Origin of the sequence: Methylobacillus draconifructus, assembly GCF_045984355.1 — a bacterium.
Taxonomy (GTDB): Bacteria; Pseudomonadota; Gammaproteobacteria; order Burkholderiales; family Methylophilaceae; genus Methylobacillus; species Methylobacillus flagellatus_A.
Genome location: NZ_JBJQII010000007.1, coordinates 50,241 through 60,822 on the forward strand (window position 1 = coordinate 50,241; position 10,582 = coordinate 60,822).

Consider the following 10,582-nt stretch of genomic DNA (forward strand, 5'->3'; position numbering starts at 1 on the left):
ATGCAAGCTGCACAGCGCTGGCTGCTGCTGGGCGCCATATTGGCAGTCCCGGGCTGCGCCAGCATTCCCCCCGCCACCGTCCCGAGCGCGCCCGAGGTTCATCAGCAACACCTGGCTAACGTTGCCGGGATCGACCAGTTCAGCCTGAACGGGCGTATCGGCGTACAGACCGAAGCCAAGGGCTTTTCCGGTTCGACGCAGTGGCAGCATACTCCCCGGCAGGACACTATTTCGCTGTTTTCTCCGCTGGGCAGCCAGGTCGCCGCCATTGAGCGCACCAGCGGGAATGTCAGCCTGGTGACCAATGACAACAAACGCTACGAAGCCATGGACGCCGAAACCCTGACCGAGCAGAACCTGGGCTGGCGCCTGCCCATGAACGGGCTGTCGGACTGGGTGCTGGGACGCCCAGGCAAAGAGCCGGTAGAAGCCGCCCAATGGGACGATGCCGGGCGCCTGGTCAAGCTCAGGCAGGACGGCTGGGATATCGAGTACGGCCAATATGCTACCGTCAACCATTACCAGCTCCCTATGCGCATCACCCTGCGCAATGCCAGCAGGCTCACGCTCAAGCTGATCGTGCAGCAATGGCAGTTGCCATCGCGTTAAGCAACAGCCTCCTCAAGACCATGCAAGATTTCCACGCTTACCCCGCACCGGCCAAAATCAACCTGTTCCTGCATATCACAGGCCGCCGGCCTGACGGCTACCACCTGCTGCAAAGCGTGTTCCGCCTGCTGGATTTTGGCGATACCGTGCATATCAGGCCACGAACCGACCATACCATCCGGCGCACGGAAAATACGCCCGGCGTACCTGAAGAAAGCGATTTGTGCATCCGCGCGGCGAAATTGCTGCAACAGCATGCGGGTTGCAAGCTGGGAGCCGATATCTACGTCACCAAGCGCACCCCTATGGGGGGCGGGCTGGGCGGAGGCAGTTCCGACGCTGCCAGCGTTTTGCTGGCCCTCAACCGATCGTGGAGTCTCGGTTTGCGCCGCGAAGAGCTTATCTCCCTGGGCCTGAAACTGGGAGCGGACGTCCCCTTCTTCATTTTCGGAGAAAACGCCTGGGTGGAGGGAGTTGGCGAAAAACTGCAATCAATTCAATTGCCTCAAACCCATTATCTGGTCATCACCCCGCGCGTCCATATTTCGACCGCAGAAATTTTTGCATCGAAGCAATTGACAAGGGACACGAATCCCACGACAATAGCGGCCTTTCTGAGGGACTTGGTTCACAACGATCTCGAAACCGTAGTTAGACGGCAGTACCCGGAAGTTGAAAAATGCCTGCAATGGCTGTCTCAATTCTCCAAGGCTCGCATGAGCGGTTCTGGCGCTTCGGTATTCGCAGCATTCGACGACCAGGAAGCTGCGGAAGCTGTGCTGGCAAGAATGAATGAAACGCGCGAATTGCAACAATATGCGGGTTGCGAAGTTTCAGGATTCCATGCAAAAGGGCTGGATCAACATCCCCTGCGCAGTTTTGCAGCCTGATGGAAACAACGATCAAATGGGGAGTCGCCAAGCTGGTTAAGGCACCGGATTTTGATTCCGGCATGCGAAGGTTCGAATCCTTCCTCCCCAGCCAGAATAAAAGCGTGTAACTTAAAAATTACACGCTTTTGTTTTTTGCACGCGATTTATACAAGCGATATCTCGCGGTTTTTATAGAAGCGACTTCTCGCGGTTTATGTTAGAGATAAGGATTCCAACTGTGGCCAAGGGCGACATGATGGTATTTACCGGCAACGCCAACCGTGCGCTTGCCGAAGAGGTAGTGAGCCACCTGGGCATAGAGCTGGGCAGGGCCACCGTTGACCGCTTCAGCGACGGCGAAGTGATGATCGAGCTGCTGGACAATGTCCGCGGCAAGGACGTGTTCATCCTGCAATCCACCTGCATGCCGACCAACGACCACCTCATGGAAGTGATGGTCATGGTCGACGCCCTGCGCCGCTCCTCCGCCGCGCGTATCACCGCAGCGATTCCTTATTTCGGCTATGCACGCCAGGACAGGCGCCCGCGTTCCGCACGGGTCGCAATCACCGCCAAGGTGATCGCCAACATGCTCACGACGGTAGGCGTCAACCGCCTGCTGACCATGGATTTGCATTCCGACCAGATCCAGGGCTTTTTCGATATTCCAGTGGATAACATCTACGCCACCCCTATCCTGCTTCATGACTTGACCCAGCAGAAGCATGACGACCTGGTGGTGGTATCGCCCGACGTCGGCGGCGTGGTACGCGCCCGCGCTGCGGCCAAGCACCTCAACGTCGACCTGGCGATTATCGACAAGCGCCGCCCAAAGCCCAACGTGGCCAAGGTGATGAATATCATCGGCGATGTTTCCGGCCGCACCTGCGTATTGATGGATGACATGGTGGATACCGCCAATACCTTGTGCGAGGCCGCGATTGCGTTGAAGCAGCAAGGCGCCAAGAAAGTCGTGGCCTACTGTACCCACCCTGTGCTTTCCGGCGAGGCGGTATCGCGCATCACCAATTCCGAACTGGACGAACTGGTGGTCACCAACACGATTCCATTGCGCCCGAATGCGCAGCAATCGCCGAAGATACGCGTGGTCAGCGCGGGCGAGCTGTTTGCGGAAACCATACGCCGCATCAGCAATGAAGATTCAGTGAGCTCCCTGTTCGTAGATTAGGCGGGAGCACGGTTCCGGCGGATGGGCATGCCCACCCGCCCTTTCTGTTATCTGGTCGCGGATAACAGGCAAACCCAAGGCCGACAGGCCTTTTTTAGGAGTAGTAAAATGGCAATTACAATCAAAGCAGCCAAACGCGAAGGCAAAGGTACGGGTGCGAGCCGCCGTCTCCGTCGCGCTGGCAACGTTCCAGGTGTTGTTTACGGTGGCGACAAGGAGGCTGTCAGCCTTGAGTTCAACCACAAGGAACTGTTCCTCGAATTCCGTCATGAAACATTCCACGCTTCCATCCTGAACCTGGAAGTGGACGGCAAGAAGGAACAAGTCGTTCTGCGTGACTACCAACTGCACCCGGTCCGCAACACCATTCAGCACATCGACTTCCAGCGCGTCAGCGCGAGCGAGAAGGTGCACGTGAAGGTGCCTCTGCACTTCATCAACGCCGACGTTGCACCTGGCGTGAAGCTGGGCGGCGGCATTGTGACCCACATCCTGACAGAAGCGGACGTGAGCTGCCTGCCTAAGGACCTGCCGGAGTTCATCGAAGTGGACCTGGGCAAGCTGGAAGCCGGCCACTCTATCCACCTGTCCGAAATCAAGCTGCCCAAGGGCGTTGAGTTCGTCCAGCTGGCACATGACAACGACTCGGCTGTCGCATCGATCGCCAAGCCACGCGGCGGCGCTGCTGCTGAAGGCGAAGCGGATGCTGAAGGCGAAGCTGCAGCCGAGTAATACCGGCGTCAATGCTTGAACGCGCGCTCCGGGCGACCGGGGCGCGCGTATTCATTTTAAAGAGTCACATCATCATAATGAACGGTATCCGCCTTTTTGTTGGCCTCGGCAATCCCGGCGCCCAATATGAAGACACCCGCCACAATGCAGGCTTCTGGTGGATAGACCAGGTCTGCGCGCAGACTTCCAGCAAAACCGCTTTGGAAGCCAAATTCTTCGGCCTCAGCGGCCGGCTCAACGGCCATGCCGACACCTGGCTGCTCAAGCCGACTACCTTCATGAATGCCAGCGGCCGCGCCGTGGCGGCACTGGCGCGTTTTTACAAGATTCCGGCCGAGCAAATCCTGGTCATCCATGACGAATTGGATTTGCCCCCCGGCGCTGCCCGCCTCAAGAAAGGCGGCGGCCACGGCGGCCATAACGGCCTCAAGGACATCGCCGCGCAACTGGGCACCAATGACTTCTGGCGCCTGCGCCTGGGCATCGGCCATCCAGGCGACCGCAGCGCGGTGGTCAATTATGTGCTGCACGCGCCGCTGCGCGACGAATTGCAGCAGATAGAATATGCCATGGACGACAGTACGCTCGTATTGCCGCAACTGCTCGAAGGCAAGTTCGAGGAAGCCATGCTCAAGCTGCACACCAAAACCAAGCAGAATTAACCTTTAACCAAGAACAGGCAGATCACCATGAAATGCGGAATTGTTGGCCTACCCAACGTAGGAAAATCCACCCTCTTCAATGCGATTACCCGCGCAGGCATCGAAGCCGCCAATTACCCGTTCTGCACCATAGAACCCAATGTCGGCATCGTTGAAGTTCCCGACCCGCGCCTCAAGCCGCTGATCGAGATCGTCAACCCGCAGAAAATCCAGCCCGCGATCGTCGAGTTCGTCGATATCGCCGGCCTGGTGGCTGGCGCCTCCAAGGGCGAAGGCCTGGGCAACAAGTTCCTCGCCAACATCCGCGAGACCGATGCGATTGCCCACGTGGTGCGCTGCTTCGACGACGGCAATATCGTGCACGTCGCAGGCAAGGTGGACCCGCTGGCCGATGTCGAGACCATCAACACCGAGCTCGCGCTTGCCGACATGGAGACCGTGGAAAAAACCCTGCAGCGCGAAAGCAAGAAAGCCAAGTCCGGCGACAAGGAAGCGATCGCATTGTGCGCAGTGCTGGAGAAGGTGCAGAAGCACCTCGACCAGGGCGATCCGGTTCGCACCCTAGGCCTGGACGAAGACCAGCTCAAACTGATCAAGCCGCTGTGCCTGATCACGGTCAAGCCCGTGATGTATCTCGCCAATGTCGACGAAGGCGGTTTCGAGAACAACCCCTTGCTGGAAAAAGTGCTGGAACTCGGCAAGAAGGAAGGCGCGCCCGTGGTCGCCATCTGCGCCAAGATCGAGAGCGAGATCGCCGACCTGGAAGATGAGGACAAGGCCATGTTCCTCTCGGAGCTGGGCCTGGAAGAACCGGGCCTGGACCGCGTCATCCGCGCCGCCTACGACCTGCTCGGCCTGCAGACCTACTTTACCGCCGGCGTGAAGGAAGTGCGCGCGTGGACAGTGCGCAAAGGCGCCACCGCCCCGCAGGCTGCCGGCGTGATCCATACCGACTTCGAGCGCGGCTTCATCCGCGCGGAGGTCATCGCCTATGACGAATACGTCAAGCACAAGGGAGAGAAAGGCGCGCAGGAAGCCGGCAAGATGCGCCTGGAGGGCAAGGATTACATCGTGCAGGATGGAGATGTGATGCACTTCCGCTTCAACGTATAACATTCATCCACTCCGTAACTCAAAAAAATCCGTGTCGCAAGCACGGATTTTTTTATGTCTCCCATCAATTAGGAAGGTAAGTGGATAACGCTGATCCTGCCGTCCGGCTCCAGCCGCATTTCCTTGACTTGGTCTAGGGTTTCCAGCCCCTCCTCACGGATTTTGGACATCAGCTCTTCCTTGGTGATCCATTCCCGCCGCAGGTTTTTCCACTGGATTTCGCCATTGCGTACCAACATCATGCTGGACGACTCGGTGAATCGGCGGATCAATGGAAAGCGGTATCCCAGATAATCGAACAGCAGGTTCCAGCTTAGCAAGGTCGCCACCAGCAGCGCCCCATCCACGAACGTCTTGGAATCACCGCTCATGGCATTTTGGGACGCATCGGCCACAATCACTACGAACAGGAAATCGCCTATTCCCAGGCTGCCCACGTCCCGCCGCAATACAAAACGGAAGATGAAGAACAAAAACCAGAACACCAACGATCCCCGGATGATGATTTCCAAAGGTGGAACGCTGAAGGTGAATAATTCCATTACCGCCTCGCGAACAAGTCTATTGCCGCAATATTAAGCATGTCTTACGGGAAGCATGTGTAGTCCGATTGCGCAAAAGAGTGTAGGAAAAGTAGGAAAATACCGAATATCCCGCTTCTTCCAACTTGTCCCCGCTACTCCTACAAAAGAATCAGCACTGTCCGATTCCCATTGACGACGACCTGGCGCCATTATGCAAGTTCACGAACCAATGGAGCCCGACATGATGTCTGGATTATGGTTACGCAAGCAATGCCTTAACCTGCTCGCAATATCACTGCTCGCCTCCCCCATGTTCATCCTGAATGACGCCTCGGCGGCAGAGGTGCTGTCTGCAAAAGATCAAGGTTACCTGAAAGACATTACGCGCCTGGAGATATTACAGACCGAAGCCAGCGAACTGGCCGTGATCAAGTCCAGCAATGAAAATGTGCGGGACTTCGCGCGGGAAATGCTCAAGGCACAGACCCAGATGGGCGAAGCGCTCAAGCAGCTGGCCAGCCAGAAACGCGCCGACCTCCCGACGGAGCCATCGCTTTGGCAAAAAGCCAAGTTCAGGAGCCTGTCCTCCAAGGACGGTGCCGAATTCGACCTGGGCTATGCCAAGACTATCGGCGTCAAGTCCCAGGAGGAAATCGTGAAATTGCTGGGCAAAGTAGCCAACCGTACCGAAGACCCCGATATCAAGACATTTGCCCTGCAGCAGTTATCGCCAGCGACATCGAATCTGGAAACAGCCAAAGCCTTGCTCGCCGTTATCAAGGCCACGGAAGACGACTGAGTTCAAGCAAGGCGAATGTCGAGTTTTCTGACACGGATATAAGACGCTGGCTTATAACGAGACGCTCTAGGCCGGCCAATAATGAACACACTTTCTTTTCATTTGAGAGAGTTGCAAGACTAACTGCCTCACTCTATCAACTTCGTTATGGAGGTTTATCATGGTACAGACTGCAAGTCCGCGCGGCTTTGCCGCAATGAGTCCTGAGAAACAACGACAGATCGCCAGCATGGGCGGTAAAGCCGCTCACGCCAAAGGCACAGCCCACGAATTCGACTCCGCCTCCGCCCGGCTGGCAGGCCGCAAAGGCGGACAAGCCGCCCACGCCAAAGGCACGGCGCACCAATTTACTTCCAAGGAGGCACGCGCTGCAGGCCGCAAAGGCGGCCGCCGCAGTTCATAGGCCTTCAAGGCAGCCATGACTGATCTCTCATGGGTGCCTGATACAAAAAAGCCAGGAAGAAATTCCTGGCTTTTTATTTATCTTCGATTTTCTACACCTGGTCGCTCTCCAGGAAAAAAGCATAATGCTGGGAATAAAGCTCGCTGCCTTTTTCCAGTATGGATTTATACACCCGCGCCGCTTTTAACCCTTCCTGCGTGTGATGCACCAGCGGAGACATGAGACGGATCACGTAATCCATCACATCCATTTGGTTGCTCGACTCATTTACCCCTCCTGCCAAGCTTTCCTCTGGGGTCTCTAGCTTTGTCAGGGCAAGTGCAGACGGGGCGGCGACCAGATCTGAGACATCAGCATACTGCAAATGCTTGCCATACTCCTGGCTGTATGCCAACCAATCCAGCAGCACCTGCTGCTGGTACCCTTGTGCGGGTAACAGACTTTCGCGCTCCAGCACATGCCATAATCTGGTCCTGCCTTTGTCGTCTGGCTCCATCCAGCCTTCATTGCATAACTGCTGCAATAACAAAGGCAATGGCAGGCTATTCGTCCAATGGCCGCGAATACCCCGTTCCATGCAATCAATCCGGTAGGCCCGCTCAAGATAAGCAGCACAAGGCTGTATTGTTGCCAAGAAGGCCTTCTGCAGATCGAATGAAGCGACAATCTTGGGGATATCCAGTCCCAATTGATGCAATTTGTAGCCGTTATTGACCCGATGAAGCAAAGCTTGCCTTTCTTCATCATCATCCGCCGCATCAAGAAGTGATTTCAGCAACTTGATGGCGCTGGCAACGCAAGCGTCATCCTCTGTGGCATGCAGCGTAAAGTAATGCGGCTGAACCTCTTGCTCGCTCAACTCGTAAGCCGCAATCAGCATCGGCAGAGAGACTTGCTCGTATCCCAAATTGAATCCAATGATTTCCGGCAAGTAATCGTCGACATGGCGCCCCAATGCCAACCTGATCGCTCCTTGCACATAATACTGGTCATCCAAACCATACCAATCTGAACAACCATTTTGATCAAGCAACTTCTGGTATAACTTGACTTGGTTGCAACATTCGTCGCCATCACCCAGGTTTCGGAGATAAATCTTGCACAACGGCGCAAACTTGGCCTCGCGCCAATGCCTGAGAAAACCATATAGCCAGGCACCCTCTACCATACGGCTGGGAGCAACAGACTGCAGGAAGTGCAATGCATGCGCCTTGCAGGAGAAATATCGCGCTTTCTGCCCGGCATGCCTGTCGGCCAAATACGCCCGGTAACCAGCTTTTACCCGCGCACAACGCTGCTCCAGCCATTGAGGTAATGCTGCCATCTCGTCTGGCAAATCGCTCTCAAGCGACTCTGCTTCGGCCAATTTCCCATTAAGAAACGTTCGTGCGGATTTATATGCGCCATCAACATCAGCGCGGCGAACCAAGGCATGGAATAAATCACGGGCGGGAGCAGAGGCCGCTTGAGAAAGCGGCTGCGGAGGATTACGCTTGAATACTATCGAAGAAACATCGCGCCTGAATACCAAGCTTGGAATAGCGCCTGACACGACGCCCCGATCCAGCGTAACCTCTTTCATGATACACCCCCCCGCATTACAAGCCAGTAAGATTAAGATATAGGGAATTATCTAGAAAAGTAGACCCGCATACCGTCAGACAATTCCGCCGGTTTTCGTAGGAAAATCAACACAATCACGAGAAAAGCATACATTCCCTTTATCTTTCAATTAATTAAGGCGTTCAATGAAAAACTCCCGACCTTTTCAGGACCCGCTTCTCCCCAAGCTCTGCTCCTCTTACTCGTTATAAAACACATATTGGCTTTGACTTTAAGCAAACAAGAAAATAAAATAGCGGGCTTGGTTGAATCCTATGGGTTCTGGTGATGTAGCTCAGCTGGTTAGAGCACAGGATTCATAATCCTGGGGTCGAGGGTTCAAGTCCCCCCATCACCACCATTCAACACTTCAAAGCGGTTCAAACCAAGTTAATAAAGCCCGTCAATCCTAGAGATTCCGGGCTTTTTTATTCTCTTTCGTCCAACCCAGTCTATTGCAATCCACGATTCAGCGGGGGCATAATTGGGGGCATGTCCCCACCAGCGGGCATTTGATGCCCCCAATAAGGAAAAATGCCCCATGAAATTGAATGACATAGCAGTACGTAAAGCCAAGCCGGAAACAAAATCATACAAAATGGCGGACGGTGGGGGCATGTATTTGGAAGTCATGCCCAATGGCTCCAAGTATTGGCGACTCAAATACCGATTTAATGGCAAGGAGAAACGTTTAGCCTTCGGTGTTTACCCTACTGTTTCACTTTCTATGGCCCGCGATAGATTATCCGAAGCGAAGAGACTACTTGCTCAAAACATAGACCCCAGCGAGAACAGAAAAGCTGCAAAGCAAAGTAGACAAGTCAATGCTTCTAATAGCTTTGAGATTGTGGCACGCGAGTGGATATCGTCTTATATGATCAATAAAGCAGCCAGCCATCGCGACAAAGTACTGAGACGATTTGAGCTGTACTTGTTTCCTTGGCTTGGCAGTAAACCGATAGCAGACATTACTGCCCCTGATGTATTGGAAGCGATTCGCCGGATAGAAAAACTAGGCATATTAGAAACTGCCCATCGAACCCTGCAAACTGCGGGACAAGTTTTCCGCTACGCCGTGCAAACTGGCCGGACCATTCGAGATGTCACTACAGACCTGAAAGGAGCTCTCCCGCCATCGCCCGTCAAACATATGGCGGCTTTCACTGAGCCTAAACAGGTCGCAGAGTTACTTAGAGCCATTGATGGCTTCAAAGGCACGATTACCGTTCGCGCAGCCCTACTCATTGCTCCTATGGTATTTGTACGCCCCGGCGAATTACGGCAAGCGAAGTGGAAAGATATAGACCTTGACGCTGGGGAGTGGCGCTATCTAGTCAGCAAAACAAAAACAGATCATCTAGTCCCACTGCCCAAGCAAGTCATTGAAATTTTGCGAGAGCTCAGACCCTTTTCCGCACATAGTGAATATGTGTTCATGGGAGGGCATACTTCACTTAAACCAATGAGTGAGAGTGCAATAAATGCGGCACTAAAACGTATGGGTTACGACACCAAGACACAAATCACTGGTCATGGATTCCGTGCAATGGCCAGAACCCTTCTACATGAACGCCTAAATATTGATCCACATATTATTGAACACCAGCTTGCCCATAAAGTACCTGACGCTTTGGGAAGCGCCTATAACCGTACAAAGTTTATTCAGCAGAGAAAAGAGATGATGCAGTCATGGGCAGATTATCTAGATGAGCTAAAGGCTGGAGGAAAAATTATTTCTTTACAAGACGTTGCATAATACCCCCTGTAAGTTAATGGCTCTCTAAAAATAAAGATAATCAGCGTCAAATAAAAAATAATTTAATAGACAAAACAATATCTTAGATAAATTCCATTTTTTACTTTTATCTATCGATAAGTAAACTCTACCCCCTGTAGGGTTGGTAGGTTAAATATATCTCCTGAAATACTTGTAACCAGTCGCACACAGTCTGAATCGCCCCTACTATCCTAGACAGTCGCCAGCCCCTCGAAATAACGCTTTTCATACTCTACTGGCGATAGGCCATTATTGAAACTGTGTCGACGCCTAGGGTTGTAAAACATTTCGATGTAATCA

The 10,582-nt window shown here is 53.8% G+C and carries 12 protein-coding genes and 2 tRNA genes; 11 read left to right on the forward strand and 3 right to left on the reverse strand.

Annotated features, from left to right (window positions below; all coding sequences use genetic code 11):
- From lolB to ychF, 7 genes are all read left to right on the forward strand, one after another.
- Positions 1-609 (forward strand): lipoprotein insertase outer membrane protein LolB, encoded by a 609-nt coding sequence (gene lolB, locus ACJSDX_RS14045; protein ID WP_407995221.1) that lies wholly within the window; start codon positions 1-3, stop codon positions 607-609.
- Positions 610-629: 20 nt separating this feature from the next.
- A complete protein-coding gene (ispE, locus tag ACJSDX_RS14050; protein WP_407995228.1) occupies positions 630-1,499 on the forward strand; it encodes a 4-(cytidine 5'-diphospho)-2-C-methyl-D-erythritol kinase in 870 nt (289 codons plus the stop codon).
- 17 nt (positions 1,500-1,516) lie between these two features.
- Positions 1,517-1,593 (forward strand) — tRNA-Gln (locus ACJSDX_RS14055).
- A 141-nt stretch (positions 1,594-1,734) separates the two neighbouring features.
- Positions 1,735-2,670 (forward strand): ribose-phosphate pyrophosphokinase, encoded by a 936-nt coding sequence (locus tag ACJSDX_RS14060; RefSeq protein WP_309565115.1) that lies wholly within the window; start codon positions 1,735-1,737, stop codon positions 2,668-2,670.
- 108 nt (positions 2,671-2,778) lie between these two features.
- On the forward strand, positions 2,779-3,402 hold the full coding sequence (locus tag ACJSDX_RS14065; RefSeq protein WP_407995222.1) for a 50S ribosomal protein L25/general stress protein Ctc: 624 nt from the start codon (positions 2,779-2,781) through the stop codon (positions 3,400-3,402).
- A 77-nt stretch (positions 3,403-3,479) separates the two neighbouring features.
- Positions 3,480-4,064, forward strand: coding sequence for an aminoacyl-tRNA hydrolase (gene pth / locus ACJSDX_RS14070; protein WP_407995223.1), 585 nt, complete (start codon positions 3,480-3,482; stop codon positions 4,062-4,064).
- Positions 4,065-4,091: 27 nt separating this feature from the next.
- Complete coding sequence (ychF, locus tag ACJSDX_RS14075; RefSeq protein ID WP_407995224.1) at positions 4,092-5,177, forward strand: redox-regulated ATPase YchF; 1,086 nt, start codon at positions 4,092-4,094, stop codon at positions 5,175-5,177.
- Between the two features lie 68 nt (positions 5,178-5,245).
- Here the strand turns inward: ychF and ACJSDX_RS14080 are convergent, their stop codons facing one another.
- On the reverse strand, positions 5,246-5,719 hold the full coding sequence (locus tag ACJSDX_RS14080; protein ID WP_309564614.1) for a DUF421 domain-containing protein: 474 nt from the start codon (positions 5,717-5,719) through the stop codon (positions 5,246-5,248).
- Positions 5,720-5,942: 223 nt separating this feature from the next.
- Here ACJSDX_RS14080 and ACJSDX_RS14085 point away from each other — a divergent pair, with 223 nt between their 5' ends.
- Complete coding sequence (locus ACJSDX_RS14085; RefSeq protein ID WP_309564613.1) at positions 5,943-6,500, forward strand: DUF4142 domain-containing protein; 558 nt, start codon at positions 5,943-5,945, stop codon at positions 6,498-6,500.
- A 160-nt stretch (positions 6,501-6,660) separates the two neighbouring features.
- Positions 6,661-6,903, forward strand: a complete 243-nt coding sequence (locus tag ACJSDX_RS14090) for a KGG domain-containing protein (protein WP_309564612.1) — start codon at positions 6,661-6,663, stop codon at positions 6,901-6,903.
- Between the two features lie 91 nt (positions 6,904-6,994).
- Here the strand turns inward: ACJSDX_RS14090 and ACJSDX_RS14095 are convergent, their stop codons facing one another.
- On the reverse strand, positions 6,995-8,485 hold the full coding sequence (locus ACJSDX_RS14095) for an iron-containing redox enzyme family protein (protein ID WP_407995225.1): 1,491 nt from the start codon (positions 8,483-8,485) through the stop codon (positions 6,995-6,997).
- A 304-nt stretch (positions 8,486-8,789) separates the two neighbouring features.
- Here ACJSDX_RS14095 and ACJSDX_RS14100 point away from each other — a divergent pair.
- Together ACJSDX_RS14100 and ACJSDX_RS14105 are read left to right on the forward strand one after the other, a co-directional pair.
- A tRNA-Met gene (locus ACJSDX_RS14100) sits at positions 8,790-8,866 on the forward strand.
- A gap of 180 nt (positions 8,867-9,046) precedes the next feature.
- Positions 9,047-10,261: a tyrosine-type recombinase/integrase gene (locus ACJSDX_RS14105; RefSeq protein WP_407995226.1), complete on the forward strand. Its 1,215-nt coding sequence runs from the start codon at positions 9,047-9,049 to the stop codon at positions 10,259-10,261.
- A gap of 212 nt (positions 10,262-10,473) precedes the next feature.
- Here the strand turns inward: ACJSDX_RS14105 and ACJSDX_RS14110 are convergent.
- On the reverse strand, positions 10,474-10,582 hold a 109-nt coding region (locus tag ACJSDX_RS14110), incomplete at its 5' end, for an IS3 family transposase (protein ID WP_407995009.1).

Bases quoted from the DNA above. Each gene is read 5' to 3' on its own strand.
- lolB (WP_407995221.1), top strand. From the start codon at position 1: ATGCAAGCTGCACAGCGCTGGCTGCTGCTGGGCGCCATATTGGCAGTC.
- ispE (WP_407995228.1), top strand. From the start codon at position 630: ATGCAAGATTTCCACGCTTACCCCGCACCGGCCAAAATCAACCTGTTC.
- ACJSDX_RS14060 (WP_309565115.1), top strand. From the start codon at position 1,735: ATGATGGTATTTACCGGCAACGCCAACCGTGCGCTTGCCGAAGAGGTA.
- ACJSDX_RS14065 (WP_407995222.1), top strand. From the start codon at position 2,779: ATGGCAATTACAATCAAAGCAGCCAAACGCGAAGGCAAAGGTACGGGT.
- pth (WP_407995223.1), top strand. From the start codon at position 3,480: ATGAACGGTATCCGCCTTTTTGTTGGCCTCGGCAATCCCGGCGCCCAA.
- ychF (WP_407995224.1), top strand. From the start codon at position 4,092: ATGAAATGCGGAATTGTTGGCCTACCCAACGTAGGAAAATCCACCCTC.
- ACJSDX_RS14080 (WP_309564614.1), bottom strand. From the start codon at position 5,719: ATGGAATTATTCACCTTCAGCGTTCCACCTTTGGAAATCATCATCCGG.
- ACJSDX_RS14085 (WP_309564613.1), top strand. From the start codon at position 5,943: ATGATGTCTGGATTATGGTTACGCAAGCAATGCCTTAACCTGCTCGCA.
- ACJSDX_RS14090 (WP_309564612.1), top strand. From the start codon at position 6,661: ATGGTACAGACTGCAAGTCCGCGCGGCTTTGCCGCAATGAGTCCTGAG.
- ACJSDX_RS14095 (WP_407995225.1), bottom strand. From the start codon at position 8,485: ATGAAAGAGGTTACGCTGGATCGGGGCGTCGTGTCAGGCGCTATTCCA.
- ACJSDX_RS14105 (WP_407995226.1), top strand. From the start codon at position 9,047: ATGAAATTGAATGACATAGCAGTACGTAAAGCCAAGCCGGAAACAAAA.